At 64.3% G+C, this 21,092-nt stretch carries 20 protein-coding genes; 16 read left to right on the forward strand and 4 right to left on the reverse strand.

What is annotated here, in order from left to right:
• Positions 1-523: 523 nt before the first annotated feature.
• The 4 genes from DQW77_RS16195 (at position 524) to DQW77_RS16210 (ending at position 3,414) form a co-directional block, all read left to right on the forward strand.
• Complete coding sequence (locus DQW77_RS16195; RefSeq protein WP_113259262.1) at positions 524-1,024, forward strand: YbjN domain-containing protein; 501 nt, start codon at positions 524-526, stop codon at positions 1,022-1,024.
• Positions 1,025-1,062: 38 nt separating this feature from the next.
• Positions 1,063-1,878, forward strand: a complete 816-nt coding sequence (gene proC / locus DQW77_RS16200) for a pyrroline-5-carboxylate reductase (RefSeq protein ID WP_113259263.1) — start codon at positions 1,063-1,065, stop codon at positions 1,876-1,878.
• Entirely contained in the window at positions 1,871-2,212 is a 342-nt protein-coding gene (locus DQW77_RS16205) for a tRNA-binding protein (protein WP_113259264.1), read from the forward strand. Before proC ends, DQW77_RS16205 begins: the two co-directional genes overlap by 8 nt.
• 80 nt (positions 2,213-2,292) lie before the next feature.
• Positions 2,293-3,414, forward strand: coding sequence for a beta-ketoacyl-ACP synthase III (locus DQW77_RS16210; protein ID WP_113259265.1), 1,122 nt, complete (start codon positions 2,293-2,295; stop codon positions 3,412-3,414).
• On the opposite strand, the gene DQW77_RS16215 is transcribed toward DQW77_RS16210, so the two are convergent.
• Positions 3,378-4,295: a LysR substrate-binding domain-containing protein gene (locus tag DQW77_RS16215; RefSeq protein WP_181711311.1), complete on the reverse strand. Its 918-nt coding sequence runs from the start codon at positions 4,293-4,295 to the stop codon at positions 3,378-3,380. The two genes, DQW77_RS16210 and DQW77_RS16215, sit on opposite strands and share 37 nt — an antisense overlap.
• A gap of 120 nt (positions 4,296-4,415) precedes the next feature.
• On the opposite strand from DQW77_RS16215, the gene DQW77_RS18100 reads away from it, so the two are divergent.
• Positions 4,416-5,228, forward strand: coding sequence for a class I SAM-dependent methyltransferase (locus tag DQW77_RS18100; protein WP_181711312.1), 813 nt, complete (start codon positions 4,416-4,418; stop codon positions 5,226-5,228).
• On the opposite strand, the gene DQW77_RS16220 is transcribed toward DQW77_RS18100, so the two are convergent.
• The gene (locus DQW77_RS16220) at positions 5,229-5,849 is read right to left on the reverse strand and encodes a thymidine kinase (protein ID WP_113259282.1); all 621 of its coding nucleotides are present in this window, start codon (positions 5,847-5,849) and stop codon (positions 5,229-5,231) included.
• A gap of 54 nt (positions 5,850-5,903) precedes the next feature.
• Positions 5,904-6,857: a GlxA family transcriptional regulator gene (locus DQW77_RS16225; RefSeq protein ID WP_113259283.1), complete on the reverse strand. Its 954-nt coding sequence runs from the start codon at positions 6,855-6,857 to the stop codon at positions 5,904-5,906.
• A gap of 81 nt (positions 6,858-6,938) precedes the next feature.
• On the opposite strand from DQW77_RS16225, the gene DQW77_RS16230 reads away from it, so the two are divergent.
• The 6 genes from DQW77_RS16230 (at position 6,939) to DQW77_RS16255 (ending at position 14,450) form a co-directional block, all read left to right on the forward strand.
• Positions 6,939-7,850, forward strand: coding sequence for a 3-keto-5-aminohexanoate cleavage protein (locus DQW77_RS16230; RefSeq protein ID WP_113259267.1), 912 nt, complete (start codon positions 6,939-6,941; stop codon positions 7,848-7,850).
• A gap of 76 nt (positions 7,851-7,926) precedes the next feature.
• Positions 7,927-8,691 carry an SDR family oxidoreductase gene (locus DQW77_RS16235; protein WP_113259268.1) on the forward strand — a complete coding sequence of 255 codons (765 nt, stop codon included), beginning with the start codon at positions 7,927-7,929 and terminating at the stop codon, positions 8,689-8,691.
• Between the two features lie 52 nt (positions 8,692-8,743).
• Complete coding sequence (locus tag DQW77_RS16240) at positions 8,744-10,156, forward strand: carnitine 3-dehydrogenase (RefSeq protein WP_113259269.1); 1,413 nt, start codon at positions 8,744-8,746, stop codon at positions 10,154-10,156.
• Position 10,157: 1 nt separating this feature from the next.
• Positions 10,158-11,318 (forward strand): acyl-CoA dehydrogenase family protein, encoded by a 1,161-nt coding sequence (locus tag DQW77_RS16245; protein WP_113259270.1) that lies wholly within the window; start codon positions 10,158-10,160, stop codon positions 11,316-11,318.
• 301 nt (positions 11,319-11,619) lie between these two features.
• Complete coding sequence (locus tag DQW77_RS16250) at positions 11,620-13,665, forward strand: acetate--CoA ligase family protein (RefSeq protein WP_113259271.1); 2,046 nt, start codon at positions 11,620-11,622, stop codon at positions 13,663-13,665.
• A complete protein-coding gene (locus tag DQW77_RS16255; protein ID WP_113259284.1) occupies positions 13,665-14,450 on the forward strand; it encodes a carnitinyl-CoA dehydratase in 786 nt (261 codons plus the stop codon). The genes DQW77_RS16250 and DQW77_RS16255 overlap by 1 nt, the downstream gene beginning before the upstream one ends.
• Before the next feature lie 10 nt (positions 14,451-14,460).
• Here DQW77_RS16255 and DQW77_RS16260 read toward each other — a convergent pair whose 3' ends face one another.
• Entirely contained in the window at positions 14,461-15,858 is a 1,398-nt protein-coding gene (locus DQW77_RS16260) for an aspartate aminotransferase family protein (RefSeq protein WP_220124981.1), read from the reverse strand.
• A gap of 69 nt (positions 15,859-15,927) precedes the next feature.
• Between DQW77_RS16260 and DQW77_RS16265 the strand changes: the two genes are divergently transcribed.
• The 5 genes from DQW77_RS16265 (at position 15,928) to DQW77_RS16285 (ending at position 21,045) form a co-directional block, all read left to right on the forward strand.
• Entirely contained in the window at positions 15,928-16,848 is a 921-nt protein-coding gene (locus DQW77_RS16265) for a nitrilase-related carbon-nitrogen hydrolase (protein WP_113259273.1), read from the forward strand.
• 81 nt (positions 16,849-16,929) lie between these two features.
• Complete coding sequence (locus DQW77_RS16270; protein ID WP_113259274.1) at positions 16,930-17,838, forward strand: polysaccharide deacetylase family protein; 909 nt, start codon at positions 16,930-16,932, stop codon at positions 17,836-17,838.
• Between the two features lie 81 nt (positions 17,839-17,919).
• Positions 17,920-18,936 (forward strand): C4-dicarboxylate TRAP transporter substrate-binding protein, encoded by a 1,017-nt coding sequence (locus tag DQW77_RS16275; RefSeq protein WP_113259285.1) that lies wholly within the window; start codon positions 17,920-17,922, stop codon positions 18,934-18,936.
• A 61-nt stretch (positions 18,937-18,997) separates the two neighbouring features.
• The gene (locus DQW77_RS16280; protein ID WP_113259275.1) at positions 18,998-19,630 is read left to right on the forward strand and encodes a TRAP transporter small permease subunit; all 633 of its coding nucleotides are present in this window, start codon (positions 18,998-19,000) and stop codon (positions 19,628-19,630) included.
• 14 nt (positions 19,631-19,644) lie between these two features.
• A complete protein-coding gene (locus DQW77_RS16285) occupies positions 19,645-21,045 on the forward strand; it encodes a TRAP transporter large permease (RefSeq protein ID WP_113259276.1) in 1,401 nt (466 codons plus the stop codon).
• The last annotated feature ends 47 nt before the right edge of the window (positions 21,046-21,092 follow it).

Below are 21,092 nucleotides of genomic sequence, written 5' to 3' on the forward strand. Positions count from 1 at the left end.
CAATCAGAGAACCGGCCCGTGGCGTCATGGAAGGCCACGATCAGAGGCCTGACACACGTCCGATCGAAGACCCCGCCGAAAAATCGCAGATAACGCTTGCCAAACAGGGGGCATCCACACACGCCCCGGGTTTCCGAGAGGCTTGTCTGTCCAAAAATCACGCGGCGCTTTCGAGAGCATTCATATCTGTTTGGAATTCATCCTCCACCTTCTCTGAGCGGCCGGTTGTCCGGGCCTGTGGCCCGCGGACGTTCCCGGCGCAGGCGTGCGTTTCGCGCCTTCCTTCCGTCCTCCCTGAACCCGGGCCGGCGGTGGCGGGGCGCTTTGCCACGGTTTTTATTGATGAAACTTTCGTGTCATCCACAACTTATTGCGGTTATCCCCAACAAATAGCTTTACAGGTGTCCGGAAAGACAGCACGATATGTAGTATGAGGTAAGGGGAAAACTCCCGCCTCTAGAGCAGGCACCTAGTGCTTGGGGCGCTGCCATACCCAAGCGCTACAACAAAACGAGGTGGCGCCATGGCACTCTCCGAGCAGTTCTTGAGTGAAGACCTTCATCCCATTGATATCGTCGAACATCTGGCTGAACACCATGAATGGGATTTTGACCGTATCGGCGATGACCAGATCGCGATGGCCGTGGAAGGACAGTGGCGCACCTATTCCATAACCCTGGCATGGTCGGGCTATGACGAGACCCTGCGGATGATCTGCACCTTCGAAATGGAGCCGCCAGAGGACAGGATGCCGGCGCTCTATCACGCACTCAACGACGTCAACGATCAATGCTGGGCGGGTGCCTTCACCTACTGGGACGCGCAGAAGCTGATGGTCTATCGTTATGGGCTGGTGACGGCAGGGGGGCAGGGCGTGAGCCCGGCCCAGATCGACACCCTGATCCGAACCGCGGTGCTCAGCGCCGAGCGGTTCTATCCCGCGTTCCAGCTTGTGGTGTGGGGCGAACGCCCCCCGCGGGAAGCCCTGCAGGTCGCCATTGCAGAGGCGTACGGCCGCGCGTAACACTGGCCCTGCGAGCGAATTTTGAGCGAGGGCTGTACATGACACTGGATGATCTGTCCCGGCGGGGGCTTGTCCTGCTGGGGTGCGGCAAGATGGGGTCCGCTATGCTGGCGGGCTGGCTGGAGCGGGGTGTGCCTGCCGGGTCGGTTCATGTGATGGACCCTGTGCCGTCGGACTGGTTGAAGGGCACGGGTGTCCATCTCAATGCCGGTTTGCCACCGATGCCCGCCGTCGTTCTGATCGCCGTCAAGCCGCAGATGATGGGTGAGGCGCTGCCGGCCCTGCAGGGGATCGACGGGTGCGATACCGTTTTCGTCTCGGTGGCGGCGGGCACCCCGATCTCGGCCTTCGAGGAGGCCCTCGGCGCAGGACGCGCGATCGTCAGGGCGATGCCGAATACGCCGGCGGCGGTCGGCCGCGGTATCACGGCAATCACCGGAAACGGGCAGGTGACGGCCACGCAGATGGAGCTGGCCGAGACGCTGCTTGAAGCAGTCGGTCAGGTGGTCCGGCTTGCCGATGAGGCCCAGATGGACGCGGTGACCGGCGTGTCGGGATCGGGTCCGGCCTATGTCTTTCATTTGATCGAGTGCCTTGCCCGGGCCGGAGAGGCCGAGGGCCTGGCGCCCGATCTGGCGATGCGGCTGGCAAAGGCGACAGTCGCCGGGGCCGGCGCATTGGCCGAGGAGGCAGCGGAAGACCCCGCGCAACTGCGTGTGAACGTGACCAGCCCGAACGGAACGACGCAGGCCGGTCTTGAGGTTCTGATGGACGAGACGACGGGCCTGCCGCCGCTCATCCGCCGCACAGTTGCAGCGGCCGTCGGGCGCTCGCGGGAGTTGCGTGATGATTGACGGGATCGGGATCGAGGATTTCCTCAAGGTTGACATCCGTGCCGGGCGCGTCCTGCATGCCGAGCCCTTCCCCGAAGCACGAAAGCCGGCGATCAAGCTGTGGATAGATTTCGGCCCCGACCTCGGCGAGAAGAAGACATCGGCGCAGATCACGGCGCATTACAGCCCGGAGGACCTGATCGGGCGGCAGGTGATCGCGGTGACCAATTTCCCGCCGCGCCAGATCGGCAAGTTCATGTCCGAGGTCCTGGTTCTGGGGATGTCCGACGCGCAGGGTGACACCGTGCTCCTGGGGCCGGACCTGCCGGTCCCGGATGGCGCCCGGATGCATTGAATTTCGGCCGCCTCGGTCGATGACGCCTGACCGCGCGGTGCCGGGGCACCTTTTCTTGAAGGCTCATCGGGAGGCAAGGAATGCACCAGCCTGCGATCACCGGAACAGGCGTTTTCACGCCCCCGGAAATCATAACCAACGAAGAGTTGGCCGAGGCCTACAATGCCCATGCGGCCCGCTTCAACGCCATCCATGCCGACGCCATCGCGGCCGGCGACATTTCCGCCAAGGCGCCGTCTTCTCCGGACTTCATTTACAATGCTTCCGGGATCGAGCGGCGCCACGTGGTGGACAAGGCGGGCGTTCTGAACCCCGAAATCATGCATCCGCGCTTGCGATCGCGCAGCGACGAGGAGGCGTCGATCATGGCGGAGATTGCGTTGGATGCCTGCGGAACGGCGCTTTCGGCAGCGGGACGGGACGCCGGCGAGGTGGATCTGATCATCTGTGCGGCTTCGAACCACGAACGGCCCTATCCGGCCATTGCCATCGAGATCCAACGGATCCTGGGCGCGGCCGGTTTCGCCTTTGACATGAACGTCGCCTGCTCCTCGGCCACATTCGGGATCCAGGCGGCGGCCGACATGATCCGCGCGGGCAGCGTGCGCTGTGCAATCGTGGTCAGCCCCGAAATATGTTCCGGACATCTGGAATGGCGCGACCGTGATTGTCATTTCATCTTCGGCGATGTCTGCACCGCGGTGGTTCTCGAACGGGCCGAGGACGCGCATGGTGCGCATTTCATCGTTCGCTCCACCCGCTGTGCCACGCGGTTTTCCAATAACATCCGCAACAACAATGGCTATCTGCGCCGTACCCGTGAGGGCCATATGGAGGACCGGCGGGACATGCTGTTCATGCAGGAAGGGCGCAAGGTGTTCAAGGAGGTGCTGCCGCTGGTCGCGCAGCATATCACGGCGCATATGCAGCAAGAGGGGGTCACGGCGGACGGTATCAGGCGCCTCTGGCTACATCAGGCCAACAGGACGATGAACGATTTCATCGGGCGCAAGGTCATGGGCCGTGACCCGTCGCCCGGGGAACAACCCAACATCCTGCAGGACTACGCCAACACGTCCTCGGCTGGCTCAATCATCGCCTTTTCGCAGTATTCCGACGATCTGCGCCCGGGCGACACCGGGCTGATCTGTTCCTTCGGGGCCGGTTATTCAGTGGGGTCGGTGTTGGTGGAGAGGGCCTGATCGGCCTGGATCCGCAACCACTCGGCAAGTGCCAGAACCCGAGGGTCGGGCCGCGATGTTTCGGGATAGACAAGGTACATTCCCCGGGATGGCTCGATGGTGACCGGTGAAAGGCGGACAAGGCTGCCCGTGGCCTCGGCGGCGGCAGTCAGGCGGATATCGGCCAGACAGACCGCATTCCCCGACAGCGCCGCATCGAAAGCAAGCGCACGGTTTTCGTGTACCTCGATGTCCAGGCTGCCCGCCGGCCTGTATCCGGTGGCCTGGAACCATTGACGCCATTCCTCCCGCCAGCTTCGGGTGGTGACCAGTGGCAACCCGGCGATCCGCGCGGGCGACAGGGGCAGGTCCATGTTCGTGACACGATGCGGTGCGCAGACAGGGCCGATCCGATCGGTATGAACCAGGATGGCCGAAAGGCCGGCCCATTCCCCGGTGCCGTGACGCAGCGCCGCATGAAGGCCGGAGGCGGCCAGATCCACGAGGTCGAAAGACAGGTCGACACTGACGGTCAGGCCGGGATAGGCGGCATGAAACTCTGGCAGACGCGGCAGCAGCCAACGGTTGCCGTAGAAGGGTGCGGCGGAGATGTGCAGATCGCCGGTCATCGTCCGGCCCGAAACCTCGAGCACCCCGGCCTCCATGTCGTCGAGGGACCGGGTAAGCGTGCCAAGCAGAGCCTCGGCTTCTGGCGTCAGGGCAACTTCCCGCGTGCGGCGGATGAACAGCGGAATGCCCAACGACTTTTCCAGGGATTTCACCTGGTGACTCACCGCCGCCTGCGTGACGCAGAGTTCGGCAGCCCCGCGCTTGAAACTGCGATGGCGCGCGGCGGCCTCGAAGGCGCGCAGTTGGTTCAACGATGGCAGGCGGCGCGACATGAAATCACGGATTACATTTTCTAAAGCATGGTGTGAACAAAGATCGTTTGTTGTCAACGGTGCCATCCGTCTAGGCTTGATCCGGGGCGCCCCGAACCCATTGAACGCAAGGAAGAAATGATGGAACACGAAACGCTGGATACCTCCCCGGCGACGGGGCCCGAGCACGCACTCTATTATACTGACGATCTGATCGAGAACCTGCAACTGCGTTGGGGCGAGGGCCTGCTTTCGCCCGGCGGCGCCGAGGAATTGCGCCGAATGCTGGGCAAGGCCGAAATAGACGGCCTTCACGTGCTTGACTTCGGATGCGGTATTGGTGGCTACGATGCCCTTCTGGTGGAGAATCACGGCGCGGGCCATGTTACCGGAGTTGACATCGACGAGGCGTCGCTTGCGGTGGCCGATCGGATGCGCCGCCAGCGCCGTCTTCAGGACCGCCTTGATTTCGTACATGTTTCGCCCGGTCCGCTGCCGTTCCAGGACCGCACGTTCGACACGGTTTTCACCAAGGACTCGATCGTTGACCTGCCGGAGAAGGCGCCGGTCTTCGACGAGATGTTCCGCGTCGCGCGTCCGGGAGCCTGGATCTTTCTCAGCGATTGGTTCCGAAGCGAGGCGCCCTTCACCGAAGAAATGCGGGCCTGGGCGACGGAAGGCGGTGAAACCTATGAAATGGATACCCTGAAAAGCGCCGCCGCCGCCCTGTCCGCGGCGGGGTTCACGCAGATCGAAACAGATGACAGGAACGGCTGGTTCCGGGATTTCGCGCGGGATGAATACCAACGGCTGAAGGGGCCGCTTTTCGATACCTATGTTGCCCGGTTCGGGCGGTCGCAGGCCGAGACATCGGTCGAGAATGCCCGTATCAGGGCGTTGCTTGCCGATCAGGGACAGTTGCGGCCCGGCCATGTTCGTGGCCGAAAGCCATGATCACGAAGGCCCCTGTCCGGCGGGCCGTCCCCTTTCTTCGGGGCGGTCCCGCACGGCCTCGCGCCAGTGGCGGCGGCACAGGCTGACATAGGTCTCGTTTCCACCGATCTGCACCTGTGCGCCCTCGGTCAGCACCCGACCCGTGCCGTCCGTCCGGGCCACCATCGTTGCCTTCTTGCCGCAATGACAGATTGTGCGGACCTCGCGCATCTCGTCGGACAGCGCCAGCAATGTGGCCGATCCGGGAAACAGCCGCCCGCGGAAATCCACCCTCAGCCCGTAGCACATCACCGGCAGGTTCAGGTCATCGACGACGCGAGCAAGCTGCCATACCTGCTCGGGCTCCAGGAACTGCGCCTCGTCGAAGAAGGCACAGGCCACGCCGCCCTCGCGCAGCTTGCCGTCCAGGCGCGCGAACATGTCCTCGCCGGGGGCGAACGTGTCCGCCGCGTGTTCGATCCCGATCCGCGACGCGATGGTCGCCGCGCCCGCGCGCCGGTCGCCCCGCGCGGTGAACAGGCAGACGCGCATGCCGCGTTCCTCGTAATTGTAAGCGGCCTGCAGCAGAAGCGTGGACTTGCCGGCATTCATCGTCGAATAGTGAAAATAGAGCTTCGCCATGCGATGCCTTATGCAGACCTGCAGCCGCGTTGCAACAAGGACCGCCATGGCATCTCAGGGCAGATGCTTGCGCAGGCGTGACGGTGCCACGCCGTGGACCTTGCGAAAAGCGCGGGTCATGGCCACGGGAGACTCGTACCCGCAGCGCAATGCGACCTCCGCGATACCCAGCTGCGATCCTTCGAGCAGCTTGCGCGCCACACCCAGACGAAGATGCCGGTAGACCGTGCCGGGCGCGGCGCCGAGGCCCGTTCGAAAGCGTCGGTTCAGGGTTCGGGGCTGACATGACAGGAGGCTCGACAACTCATTGACGGACAGCGGCCGCTCCACGTTTTCCCGCATGGCCGAGAGGGCCCGGCGCAGAAGGGGATCGCGTGCGGCGTGACGATCTGCCGAGCGCCCGACGGGTGGATCGCCGTGGATGAACAGCGCCTCGACGTCCAGGCGGGCAGCCTCGCCCAGATGGGTGCTGATCAGACCGAGTGTCAGGTCCAGTGCGGACATTGCCCCGGCGCAGGTGATTCGGTTGCCGTCACGCAGCACGCGCGCCTGTTCCGCGGTAACCTTTGGAAAGCGTTCGGTGAACGGGTCGATCAGGTCCCAGTGCACGGTGGCCCGTTTGCCATCCAGCAGTCCCGCCGCCGCCATCAGCCAAGGACCGGCATCAAGACCGACGGACACGGCAGCATTCCTGGAGGCCCGGCGGAGGGCGCGACGCGATCCGGCGGTGTCGTAACGTTCGTGATCGTAGCTTGCGGTGATGAACAGGTAATCGCTGTCGCGCAGCGTCGGCAGGGCGGCGTGGGGCACCACCTGCATGCCGCTCGAGGACAGGACCGGCGCGCCATCGGGTGTGAGAACCTGCCAGTCGAAGGCGTGACGGCCGGTCATGGTGTTGGCCGCGCGCAACGGTTCCAGGCAGTTGGCAAGGCACAGGTTCGAAAAGCTGTCGAACAGCAGGACTGCGATGTTGACCGGCCTTCGGGGTGTTTTTGTCCAATCTGGCATGATTTTTGTCATTTACCGCAAACTATTCCGCCATGCCAGCACTGTAGAGTTTGGGCACAGCATTACCCGGAGGATACACCGATGCCCCTTGCCATGAACCGTGAGGTTTTCATCACCTGCGCCGTGACCGGAGCAGGTGCGACCCAGGACCGGAGTCCGCATGTGCCGCAGTCGCCGCAGGATATCGCCGAGAGTGCCATTGCGGCGGCCGAGGCTGGCGCGGCGATCGTGCATTGTCATGTCCGTGACCCCGAGACAGGAGCACCGTCAAGGGACGTTGCATACTTTCGGGAGGTGACAGAGCGTATCCGCGCCGCTGAAGTGGATGTCGTGCTCAACCTGACAGCCGGGATGGGCGGTGATATCGTCTTTGGCGGGGTCGAGGCCCCGTTGCCGGTGGCCGAGGGCACGGACATGGTTGGCGCGACCGAAAGGTTGGCCCACGTGGCCGAATGCCTGCCCGAGATCTGCACCCTCGACTGCGGAACGATGAACTTCGCCGAAGCCGATTACGTGATGACCAACACGCCCGGCATGTTGCAGGCCATGGGCCGCATGATGACCGAATTGGGCGTCAAGCCCGAGATCGAGGCCTTCGATACCGGCCACCTGTGGTACGCGAAGCAACTGGTGAAGGATGGTGTGCTTGAGCCGGACGCGCTGGTGCAGCTTTGCATGGGTGTGCCGTGGGGCGCGCCGGATGATCTCAACACGTTCATGGCGATGGTCAACAACGTGCCCGATGACTGGACCTTTTCGGCCTTCGGGCTGGGGCGCAACCAGATGGCCTATGTGGCCGCGAGCGTCCTTGCGGGCGGGCATGTGCGCGTCGGGCTGGAGGACAACCTGATGCTCGACAAGGGAGTGCTGGCCACCAATGCGCAACTTGTCGAACGCGCGGTCGAGATCGTCGAGCGGATGGGCGCGAGGGTGATCGGGCCGAAGGACGTGCGCGATCGGCTGCGACTCACCAAGCGGGCCCCGAAAGGATGAAAATGATCGCAGGTCGTCATGTTGACGCAGCGGTGGCCCGTCTTCGCGGGGCGGGACGCGCTGGAGGGCACGCGCAATGAGCGGTCGTCGCGTGGTGATAACCGGCGGGGGGTCGGGCATCGGGCTGTGCCTGGCACGGCGCTTCGCGGCGGCCGGCGACAGAGTTGCCCTGTGCGACTCGGACAGGGATGCGGTCGCCCGTGCCGCGGCGGATCTTCCGGGCGTCATCGCCCGCCTTGCCGATGTGACCGACTCCGCACAGATGGATGCGTTCCTGTCGGAGGTGGACGCGGAGTGGGGCGGCGCCGACGTGGTTTGCGCGAATGCCGGAACCGGCGGGCCGGCGGGCCGGATCGAGGATCTTGACTATGAGGCGTGGCGCGCCTGTCTTGATGTGAACCTGAACGGCGCATTCCTGACATGCCGATGGGCCGCAAGGCGCATGCGGGCACAGGGCTCGGGGCTGATCCTGATCACCTCGTCCACATCGGGTCTGCACGGGGTGCCCTGCCGGTCGCCCTATGTTGCCGCCAAGTGGGGGCTGGTCGGTTTGATGAAAACCCTCGCGATGGAGCTGGGTCCGGCCGGCGTGCGGGTGAACGCCATCGCACCCGGTGCCGTGGAGGGCGACAGGATGGAACATGTGCTGGCGATGGAGGCGCAGGCCAATGGCGTGCACCCGGACGAGGTGCGCACATTCTACGCGTCAGCCAACAGCCTGCGCAGCTGGGTGACGGCGGACGATCTCGCCGACATGGCGCTTTTTCTTGCTTCCCCCGGGGCAGGCAGGATTTCGGGGCAGGTGATGGCCGTGGACGGTCATACCGAGCGGATGGTTTAGGTCCTGGCATGATGTCGCGGCACCAGCGGGACCAGTCGATGGAGCAAGGAACATGACACGGACGGCGGCAATCATCGGGGGCGGTGTTATCGGCGGGGGCTGGGCGGCACGGTTCCTTCTCAACGGCTGGGATGTACGGATATTCGATCCTGACCCGGCGGCGCATCGCAAGATCGGCGAGGTTCTGGAGAATGGGCGCCGGGCCCTGCCGATGCTTTACGATTGTGCGATGCCTGCGGAGGGCAGGCTGAGTTTTCACGACAGCATCGCCGACGCGGTGAAGGGCGCCGCATGGATACAGGAAAGCGTTCCCGAACGGCTCGAGCTCAAGCGCAAGGTGTTCCAGACGCTGCAGGCGCATTGTGCGGCAGGTGTTGTCATCGGCTCCTCGACCTCCGGCTTCAAGCCTTCCGAACTTCAGGGCTGTGCGACCCGGCCCGAAGACATCATCGTCACACATCCCTTCAACCCGGTCTATCTCATGCCGCTGATCGAGGTGGTGGGCACGGACCGGAACGACCCCGCGCTTTTGGACCGTGCCAAGCAGACGCTGCGCGGTCTCGGCCTTCATCCGCTGCATGTCCGTCGCGAGATCGACGCCCATATCGCGGACCGCCTCATGGAAGCGGTATGGCGCGAGGGGCTCTGGCTGGTGAAGGACGGAATCGCCACCACCGCCGAGATCGACGACGCGATCCGGTATTCCTTCGGATTGCGGTGGGCTCAGATGGGGCTGTTCGAGGTGTTCCGGATCGCCGGTGGCGAGGCCGGCATGCGCCATTTCATCGAACAGTTCGGCCCCGCCCTGCAATGGCCCTGGACCAAGTTGATGGATGTGCCCGAGCTTACCGACGAGCTTGTCGACATGATCGCGGAGCAATCGGACGCGCAGTCGGGGCACCTGAGCATACGTGACCTCGAGCGCAAGCGCGACGGTAACCTGATCGCGATGATGCGCGCCCTCAAACAGCAAGGCAACGCGGCCGGACGGCTGATCCTGGACCATCAGGACACCCTGCGCCACCTGCCCGCGATGGCCGATCCTCTGGTCAGCCAGAACCGGGTTGTGCCAGTCGACTGGACCGACATGAACGGTCACATGAACGAGGGCCGTTACGGCCAGATTTTCAGCGATGCCGCCGAGGAGGTGATGGCGCTGGTGGGGGCAGACGACGATTACGTCGCCCGGGGTTTCAGCTATTTCACCGTCGAAACCACGGTGAAATATCTTGCCGAGACCCATGCCGGCGAACGGGTGGAGGTTCACAGCCGGGTTGTCGAGGGCGCGGGCAAGAAGCTGCGATGCGTCCACGAGATGAAACGTCTCGAAGATGGCGAGATTATGGCGACATGCGATCAGCTCATGCTGCATGTGAGCCTGGAAACCCGCCGCACCTGTGACCCGCCCGAGGACGTGGCCGACAGGGTTGCGGCACTGGCGGCACTGCATGGAAGGAAAGGCTGAGATGGAATTCGGGCTGAGTGACGAACAGGAGATGATCGTCTCGACCGTGCGGGATTTCGTTGAAAGGGAGATCTACCCCCACGAAAACCGTGTGGAGCGTACCGGCGAGGTGCCGCGCGAAGTGGCAGAGGAGATCAGGCGCAAGACGCTCGATCTCGGGTTCTACGCCTGTAACTTCCCCGAGGAGGTGGGAGGCGCGGGCCTCGGCCACCTGGATTTCGCGCTGGTTGAACGGGAGCTGGGGCGCGGCTCGATGGCGCTCACGCATTTCTTCGGCCGGCCACAGAACATACTCATGGCATGCCGGGGCGAGCAGCGCGGGCGTTACCTGCTGCCAGCGGTTCGTGGTGAGCGGATGGACGCGCTGGCGATGACCGAACCCGGGGCTGGCTCGGACGTGCGCGGCATGGCCTGCAGCGCCCGCCGCGAAGGTGGCGATTGGGTGCTCAACGGCACCAAGCATTTCATTTCCGGGGCGGATCACGCCGATTTCGTCATCGTCTTTGTGGCCACTGGCGAGGATCAGACCCCGAAAGGCCCCAAGAAGCGAATCACCACCTTCCTTGTGGACCGTGGAACTCCGGGGTTCTCGATCCGCCCCGGCTACAACTCGGTCAGTCACCGTGGCTATGCCAACATGATCCTGGAGTTCGATGATTGCCGCCTGCCGGATACCCAGGTGCTGGGCGAGGTCGACGGCGGCTTCGAGGTGATGAACCAATGGCTTTACGCCACCCGCATCACCGTGGCTACCATGAGCGTGGGGCGCGCCCGGCGCTGTTTCGACCTGGCGCTCGCTCATGCCGCGGAGCGCGAGCAGTTCGGCCAGCCGATCGGCCGATTCCAGGGCGTGGGCTTCCAGATTGCCGACATGGTCACCGAGATCGACGCGGCCGATTACCTGACGCTGGCTTCGGCCTGGCGGCTGGATCAGGGGCTGCCCGCGAACCGCGAGATTGCCAGCGCCAAGCTCCATGCCACCGAAATGCTCGCCCATGTCACGGATTCGACCCTTCAGATTTTCGGCGGCATGGGGCTCATGGACGACTTTCCCATCGAACGCTTCTGGCGCGATGCGCGGGTGGAAAGGATCTGGGACGGCACATCGGAAATCCAGCGCCATATCATCAGCCGCGAGCTGTTGCGGCCATTGGGGGCATGATGGTGAAGGCGGTTTCTTCCGACCGGCGGGCGAAACCGGGGGCGCTGCCCCCGGACCCCCGAGGTATTTCCGGCCAGATGAAGCGATCATCTGCGCTGTTCCACCCCCCGCCAAGTTCTGACGGGGGGCTTCACCTGGCGCAGTCATCGGCTCCTCAGCCTGTACTGCCTGATCACGTTGGCACCAAAGGGTTAACCAAGGGTTTCTTCATCTGGCCGGAAATACCTCGGGGTGAATGGCCCAAGGGGCCAGAGGGGCAGCGCCCCTCCCTCCCGATGCCGGCAAATCGGGCAGGAGCAACATGAGCGCGGATCTCTCCCGCCTGTTGAGGCCGCGATCCATCGCCGTGATAGGCGGCGGGGCGTGGTGTGCCGCGGTGGTCGAGCAATGCCGGATCATGGGCTTCGCCGGGCCTGTCTGGCCTGTCCACCCGCGACGTGAACATGTGGCCGGCGTTGCCGCGTTCTCCGGACCGGAAGACCTGCCCGGGGTGCCCGATGCCGTCTTTGTCGGTGTCAACCGGCATGCCACGATCGAAACGGTCAGGCAACTGAGCGGGATGGGTGCGGGCGGTGCGGTATGTTTTGCCAGCGGGTTCCGCGAATCGCAGGCGGAGACCGGCGATGGCGGAGAGCTTCAGGATTCTCTTCTGCGTGCGGCGGGCAGGATGCCGATCTTGGGCCCCAACTGTTACGGGATCATAAACTATCTCGATGGTGCTCTTCTGTGGCCGGATCAGCATGGGGGTCAGCGCTGTGAAAGGGGTGTCGCGGTGCTGACGCAGAGTTCCAACATCGCGATCAACCTGACCATGCAGGCGCGTGGATTGCCGCTGGCTTTCGTGATCACTGCCGGCAATCAGGCGCAGCTGGGCGTGGCCGAGATCGGGCAGGCGCTGCTGGGGGATGACCGGGTGACGGCATTGGGCCTGCACATCGAGGGGGTAGGCGATCTGCGGGCTTTCGAGGCGCTGGCCGCGGCGGCGCGCGACGCGGGCAAGCCCATCATTGCGCTCAAGGCCGGAAGGTCCGAGCGGTCGCGCGCCGCCGCGGTGTCGCACACCGCATCGCTGACCGGGTCCGACGCCGGGGGCCGCGCACTTCTGGAACGGCTTGGAGTGGCCCGTGTCGACAGCCTGCCGGCGATGCTGGAAACGCTCAAGCTGGTGCACTTCGCGGGATCTTTGCCCGTGGACGGTATTGCCTCGATGTCCTGTTCGGGAGGCGAGGCGAGCCTTGTGGCTGACAGTGCCGAGGGCCGCGGTGTGACCTTTCCTACTTTGACGCCGAACCAGGTTGCGGCTTTGCGCAGGGAATTGGGACCGATGGTGGCCCTGGCCAACCCACTGGATTACCATACCTATATATGGGACAGGGAGGATCGGATGGCGGCGGTTTTCGCCGCCATGCTGGACGGGCCGGCCGCCATCGGTCTGGTGATCGTTGATTTCCCCCGCGCTGACCGGTGCGATCCCGGCGCCTGGGAATGTGTGATCACCGCCGCGAGTGACGCCGCGAGCGCCACGGGCAAGCCGCTGGCGCTGGTCGCGACGCTGCCCGAGGCAATGCCCGAGGATGTGGCTGCGCGCTGCGTCGCGGCAGGGTTGGTGCCGATGGCCGGCCTGGACGATGCGCTGATGGCGGTTTCGGCGGCGGCGTGGCTTGGTGCGGCAGCGGGCCGCGGGCCTGCAGTGCCCGTCCTGCGGCCCGGCGCCGCGGAAAGGGTTCAGGTGCTGAGCGAGGCCGCGAGCAAAGCCGCGCTGGAGGGGCACGGCCTGCCGGTGCCGCGCGCGGTTCGCGTGGAGGGCCGGGCGGCCCTGGACCGGGCGGTGCGGGATATCGGGCCGCCGGTGGCTCTCAAGGCCGAGGGGCATGCGCACAAGACCGAGGCAGACGCTGTTGCCTTGGGGCTGGCGACGTCCGCCGAGGCGGTCGCGGCCGCCGGCAGGATGGGCGGAGAGGCCTTCCTGGTCGAACGGATGGTCACAGGCGGGGTGGCCGAGCTTCTGATCGGCGTCACGCGCGACCCGGCGCACGGTTTCGTGCTGACGCTCGGGGCGGGTGGCACCCTGACGGAATTGATGGCCGACAGTGTCTCGATGCTGCTTCCGGTGACGCCCGAAGACGTGCAGGCCGCCCTTTCGGGTTTGCGCGCTGCTGCTCTTGTTGATGGTTATCGTGGCAAGCCGCCGGCGGATCGGTCGGCGATTGTCCGTGCAGTCATGGCAGTGCAGGCTTACGTGACCGCCCATGCGGCTGCCCTTGAGGAAGTGGAGATCAACCCGCTCATCTGTACGCCCGGTGCTGCCGTGGCGGCGGATGCGCTGATCAGGATCGGAGAAGAATGATGACCGAAACTCCCGTGAAGACAGAGCGCCGCGGCCATGTCCTGGAGGTGACGCTGGACCGACCCAAGGCCAATGCCATCGACCTTGAAACAAGCCGTATCATGGGGGAGGTTTTCCGCGATTTCCGTGATGAAGAGGAATTGCGCGTGGCTCTTCTGACCGGGGCAGGTGAGAAATTCTTCTGCCCGGGATGGGACCTGAAGGCGGCCGCCGAGGGCGATGCGGTGGACGGTGACTATGGGGTTGGCGGCTTTGGCGGGCTGCAGGAGATGCGGGCGATGAACAAGCCGGTGATCGCCGCGGTGAACGGCATATGCTGTGGCGGGGGGCTGGAACTGGCGCTTTCGGCCGACATCATCCTTGCTGCCGATCACGCGCAATTCGCCCTGCCCGAGATCCGGTCGGGCACCGTCGCGGATGCCGCGAGCGTGAAGCTGCCCAAGCGTATCCCTTATCACATCGCGATGGAGATGCTTCTGACCGGTCGCTGGCTGGAAGCCCAAGAGGCCGCACGGTGGGGCCTGGTGAACCGCCTTCATCCCGGTGACGTGCTGATGGCCGAGGCGCGCGCGCTGGCGGATCACCTGGCCGGTGGCCCGCCGCTCGTCTACGCTGCGATCAAGGAGATCGTGCGCGAGGCGGAAGCGATGACATTCCAGGACGCGATGAACCGGATCACGCGCCGCCAGTTCGAAACTGTCGACATCCTTTACGAGTCCGAGGACCAGCAGGAGGGCGCCCGCGCTTTTGCCGAAAAGCGCGATCCGGTCTGGAAGGGGCGTTGAGCCGCACCGATCAGAGCACACCTTCGCCGCGCAGCATGTCGAGGGCGTTCGCGAAGGCGGCAACGGTTTCCTCTATGTCCACCTGTGTGTGAGCTGCCGAGACCAGCCCGCCGGGCCAGCCGCTGAAATCGACCCCCTGGAGATTGAGCGCCAGTCTCAGAAGGCGCGCGATATCAGGGGGTTGGGCCTGCAAGCCCGCGCGCCCCAGGGACGCGAGCCGGGCGTCGTCCGGGTCTGGCAACAGGTCAACAAGCGCCGGTGCAAGACAGATGTGAAAGGCCGAGTGCCGTCCATGGACATGCCAGGCCACGCCCCGCTCGCGCAGCGCCGCGTTCATCCCCGCACGCAGATCAGCCGCGCGGGCGGAGGCCCGTGCGCAAGCGGTGCCATCGGCGATCATATCCAGCGCCACGGCCCCGGCCGCCGCTGAAAGGGGGCAGGCGTTGAATGTGCCGGGGTGGTAGATCTTCTCTCGCCCGGTACGCGCCGAAGCATCGAAATCAAGGCTGTCGAACAGGTCGGCACGGCCCGCCACGGCGCCACCGGGCAGCCCGCCCGCAACGATCTTGGCCATTGTGGTGAGGTCCGGCATGACACCTGTTTCGGCTTGCACCCCGCCCGGAGTGGCCCGAAAGCCGGTAATCACCTCGTCGAAGATCAGAACCACACCGGCCGCCTCGGTCCAGGCGCGCAGGCGCCGCAGGAACCCGGGCGAAAGCGGCACTTTGCCGGTCGCGGCGCCAAGCGGCTCCAGAATCACCGCGGCGATGTCGTCATCCTCGTGCAGGTGGCGCGCGACCGTTTCCTCGTCGTAAGGATCGAGCGCCAGTGTCAGCGCTGCGGTGGCACCGGGTACGCCCGCCGGAGCGCCGCTGTCGAAATGCGAGGCGTAGCCGGTTGTCATGTCGTCCTGCCAGCCGTGGTAATGACAGTGAAAGCGCATGAGACGTGGCTTGCCGGTCGCGGCGCGCGCCAACCGCACCGCCATCTGAGTGGCTTCTGTTCCCGAAGAATGAAAGCGCAGCTTCTCGGCGGAGGGCACCAGGCGGGCGATCGCCTCGGCCCAGCGGAGTTCGGCCTCGGTGCTGGCGGCGAAATGGGTGCCGCGGGCAAGCTGTTCGGAAACCGCCTGAATGATTTCCGGCGGGTTGTGCCCCAGAAGCAGAGCCCCGTGACCGCCGAAATAGTCGATGTAGCGGTTGCCGTCGGTGTCCCATTTATGGGCGCCTTTCGCCTCGGTCACGTAAAGGCCATGGGGACGGATATGGCGCGAATCGTGGACCACGCCGCTTGGCAGAAGCTTGCGCGCCCTTCGGGCGAGCACGGCAGATCCCGGTGTGCGATCGGTGTAGGCACGTTCGATTCCGCCGGTGCCGGGCGCCATTCCCGACTGTTTTGACCTGGTCATCGTCATTTCCGCCCTCGCACCTGTCTCGCGCCTCTATATACTGTCCGAATTGAGCAGGGAGGCACGGGAATGTCACGCAGTTTCACCATCGCGGCAGCGCAACTGGGGCCAATCGCGCGCGACGAGCCGCGCCGCGCGGTGGTCGCCCGGATGATCGCGCTTCTTGATCGGGCCGCGGCTGCAGATTGCCGGTTCGTGGTGTTTCCGGAGATGGCGCTGACCACTTTCTTCCCGCGCTGGCATCTGACCGATCCGGCAGAGGTTTTCAGCTATTTCGAGGAGTCCATGCCAGGGCCGGAAACACAGCCCCTGTTCGAGGCCGCCCGCGCCCGCGGTATCGGCTTTTATCTGGGATATTGCGAAGCGGTGGCCGGGCGCACCGGCGCCGATCACCTTGGTTTCAACAGCTCGATCCTTGTTGATCCGGATGGACGCATAGTGTCCAGGTACCGCAAGGTGCACCTTCCGGGGAATGCCGTGCCGGACGATACCCTCAAACTGCAGCATCTGGAACCGTGGTATTTCATCGACGGTGATCTGGGATTTCCGGTTGCTGATACCCTTTCGGGACGGGTGGGGATGCTCTTGTGCAACGACCGGCGCTGGCCCGAGGCGTGGCGGATGCTTGGCCTGCAGGGGGCGGAACTGGTGTGCCTGGGGTACAATTCGCCGTCGCAACTGCCCGACAACCCGCGCCAGAACCCGCTGCGCAAGATGCATCACCTGATGCCGATGCAGGCGGCCGCCTACCAGAACGGCCTGTGGATCGTGGCGGCGGCCAAGGCGGGCATGGAGGAGGGTTGTCACATGATGGGTCATTCGTGCGTGATCGCGCCCTCCGGCGAAGTGGTGGCGCTGAGTTCGGGCGACGGGGACGAGCTTCTGCCCTACCGGATCGACCTTGACGCGACGGCCGAATACAAGCGGTTTTTCGATTTCGCGACCTACCGCAGGCCAAATGCCTATGGGCTTCTGACCGAGCCGCATTGACGCGCGGTCCGCGCGTTAACGTGGGGGTTGCGGCCACGATGACCGGCGCCAGGATCGGGGTCGATACAGAAAGGGTTCAACATGAAGACACCAACTCGGGATTTCATCGGTTACGGCCCCACGCCACCGGATGCCGCATGGCCCGGCGGCGCGCGGGTCGCGGTCAATTTCTGCCTTAACTACGAGGAGGGCGGAGAACTATGCGTGCTCAACGGCGACGACCGTTCCGAGGTCCGGGTTTCGGATGTGGACGTTCAGGCGCGTCTTGGGCGGCGTGATCTGAACATTGAGTCGAGCTATGAATACGGTTCGCGGGTGGGGTATTGGCGCATCCTTCGGGCCTTTACCGACCGGGGGTTGACCGGAACGGTCAATCTTGTCGGGCTGGCGGGCGAGCAGAACCCGCAGGCTCTGCAGGCGCTCATTGATGCCGGTTTCGACCTGCAGCCACATGGCTGGCGCTGGATTGACTACGATACCCTCCCCGAGGATGAGGAGCGCGCGCATATCGCCCGCTCCATCGCTCAGATCGAGGCGCTGACCGGGGAAAAGCCCTTGGGCTACTACGCCGGTCTGCCGTCGCCCGCCACCCGCCGGCTGGTGGTGGAGGCGAAGAGTTTTCTATACGACTCGGATGTATACAATGACGATCTGCCCTACTGGTCCCCCGATTATCCGGGTCTGCTGCTGATCCCCTATTCGCTGGATACCAACGACTCGCGGTTCGGCCGGGCCGAAGGCGCGTATCAGACCGGCGACGAGTTCGTGTCCTATATCCGCGACACGTTCGATTGCCTTTATGCCGAAGGAGCGGAGCGGCCGGCGATGATGACGATTGGTCTGCATGCCCGCCTGTTGGGGCGGCCGGGGCGGATCGGTGCATTGCACCGGATCATGGACCACATGCTGGCGCATGATGATGTATGGATATGCCGGCGCGGAGACATCGCGCGCCACTGGGCGTCGCGTTTCCCCGATCCCCGGTGCTAGACCCGCCCGGCGTGGAATTGCCCGGTAGGCGGTCATGCGCTAGGTATGGGACTGACAGGAAAACAGAACAGGGAGGTAATCATGAAAATCCATCTCAAGCGTGCGGCACTGGCCGGCCTTGCTCTGTCCTTCGCGGGAGAGGCTATGGCGACGGAATGGAATGTCTCGCTCTGGGGGAAGCGCCGTGCCTTCACCGAACATGTGGAGAAGCTGGCCGAGCTGGTCGATGAGAAGACCGGGGGCGATTTCACGCTCAACATCAGCTACGGCGGGCTGTCCAAGAACCGCGAAAACCTGGACGGGATTTCCATAGGCGCATTCGAGATGGCGCAGTTCTGCGCCGGCTATCACCGTGACAAGAACCCGTCGATCACAGTTCTGGAACTGCCTTTCCTCGGCGTCGAGACGCTCGAGCAGGAGCGCGCATTGTCAATGGCGCTTTACGATCACCCTGCCGCACAGGAGGATCTGGCGCGCTGGAACGCGACTTTGTTGATGCCCTCGCCGTTGCCGCAATACAATATCGCCGGTTTGGGAGAAAAACCCGAGACGCTGGCCGAATTCGAAGGGCTCGCGGTGCGGGCGACTGGCGGGATCGGCCAGGCGATGGAGGCCCTGGGCGCGGTCCCGACGTCGATGTCGGCGACCGAGGTGCGTCAGGCGCTGGATTCCGGCGTCGTGGATGCGGTGTCCTTCGCGCCACATGCGCACATGGCGTTCGGCACTATAGAGAAGGCCGAATGGTGGACCACGAACCTCAACCCCGGCACCGTGAACTGTCCGGTGGTGGCCAATACCGATGCCCTTGGCGATCTGAGCGATGAACACCGCGAGGCGCTGCTCGGATCCCTTGACGAGGCGCTCGACCATTACATCAACAACTACATGAACAACACGATGGAAGCCTGGGGTCCGGCACTCGACGAGCGGGGAATCGAACGGATTACCTACTCCGACGAGGCACTAGAAAGCTTCGAGGCGGCCGTGGCTGTTCCAGCCGCGCAAAGCTGGATCGAGGACAACGCCGCGCGCGGCCTGCCGGCGCAGGACCTGTATGATTTCGTGACCGAGAAACTGGCCGAACTCAAGGGCATGTAGGTGTGAATGGCCGCCCTCCTGTCGTGGGGCGGCCGGGCCTTTCCGATAAGGGAGATCACGCATGGCCGGCGCAGCATCGGTCCTGAGCGATGAAAGCCTCCTCAGCCGTCTTGACCGGGGTCTTTATCGGCTGGAACGGATACTTGCGCTTTTGAGCGGTCTGGCTGTCTTCGGGCTGATGGTGCTTGCCGTGATATCGGTGGGCGGGCGGAATTTCTTCAGCGCACCGTTGCCGGGATACGTTGACTGGATCGAGCAGGCGATGCCGCTTATCGCGTTCATGGGCGTGGCCTATGTCAAACGTGATGGTGGGCACATCCGGATGGACATCGTGGTGGGTGCGCTCAGGGGGCGGGTGTTGTACCTTGTCGAACTGGTGACCACGCTGCTCGTTCTCGGGCTGATGATCCTGTTGGTATGGGGCAGCTGGGCGCATTTCGATCGCAGTTTCGATTTCGCGTCACCGATGTGGAGCCGTGACAGTTCCATGGACATCGCGTTGCCGCTGTGGCCGGCAAAACTGCTGGCGCCGGTGGCGTTTTCGGTATTGTGCCTGCGGCTGATGCTTCAGGTCTGGGGCTTCGCGCGCGCCTTCGTGAGCGGCGCAGCCCGGCCCGTGGCCGTGCCTCTGGTGCTGGACGCGGCGACGCAGGCGCAGATGGAGGCCGAGCACCTGACCGGCCGTGACGAGTAGCGGAGGGCGCCGGCATGGACCCGATTGATATCGGCCTTGCCGTCACCGGTGGCCTGCTGGTGCTGGTTGTTCTGGGCATGCGCGTGGCCTTTGCCGCCGCGCTGGCGGGAATGGTCGGGCTGATCTGGATCTTCTGGTCCAAGAAGGGCTACGATCCGGACGAGTTCGGATGGGCCCTGACAGTGGCCGCCAAGACTGCCGGGCAGGTGCCGCATTCCAAGGTGACAAGCCAGGCGCTGAGCCTTATACCGACCTTCATCCTGATCGGTTACCTGGCGTATTACGCCGGATTGACGCGGGCATTGTTCGAGGCTGCCAAACGCTGGATCGCATGGGTGCCAGGGGGGTTGGCGGTTTCCACCGTCTTTGCCACTGCAGGCTTCGCCGCTGTGTCGGGGGCCAGCGTTGCCACTGCTGCCGTGTTTGCCCGAATTGCCATCCCCGAGATGCTTAAGATCGGCTATGACAAGCGCTTCGCCGCCGGCGTCGTGGCGGCGGGCGGGACCCTTGCCAGTCTTATCCCACCCTCGGCGATCCTCGTCATCTACGCCATCATCGTGGAACAGGACGTTGGCAAGCTTCTGTTGGCGGGTTTCATTCCCGGGGCGTTCTCGGCGCTGGTCTATGGCACGCTGATCATCGGCATGGCACTTTTGATCAAGGGGTTCGGTCCGCCTGTGGGGGGCTTTACCTGGCGCGAGAAACTGGTGTCGCTGCCCCCTGCACTGCCCATCGTCTTCGTTGTCGTCACGATCATCTTCTTCGTCTACAACCCCTTTGGCGGGGATGCTTGGGGGACGCCGACGGAAGGAGGTGCGATCGGGGCCTTTGTCGTCTTCCTGATGGCGCTTTACCGCGGCATGCGCTGGCCCGAACTCAAGGACGCGCTGCTGGAGACCGCGAAGTTGAGCGTGATGATCTTCACCATCATCTGGGGTGTTCTGATCTATGTTCGCTTCCTGGGCTTCGCGGATCTGCCCGGAGCGTTCGCCGACTGGATCACCTCGCTCACGGTTTCGCCGATGCTGATCCTTGTTTGTATCCTTCTGGCCTATGCGGTTCTGGGCATGTTCATGGACGCGATCGGCATGCTGCTGTTGACCCTGCCTGTCGTTTACCCGGCGGTGATGGCATTGAATGGCGGAGAATTCGTGAGCGCCGCCGACAGCACCTTCGGCATGTCGGGGCCGATGTGCGCCATCTGGTTCGGCATCCTGGTTGTGAAAATGGCGGAGTTCTGCCTGATCACGCCGCCGATCGGCCTGAACTGTTTCGTTGTTGCGGGGGTGCGGGACGATCTCAGTGTGCAGGACGTTTTCAAGGGCGTGATGCCCTTTTTCATCGCGGACGCAATCACGATCGCCCTTCTGGTCTCGTTCCCGATGATCGTTCTCTGGTTGCCCGGCCAAGCCTGACGCCCGCCGCCCGAGACTGCGCAGTGTGGAGGCGGTTCGCACTTGCA

Source organism: Roseovarius sp. TE539 (assembly GCF_003298505.1).
GTDB lineage: Bacteria > Pseudomonadota > Alphaproteobacteria > Rhodobacterales > Rhodobacteraceae > Roseovarius.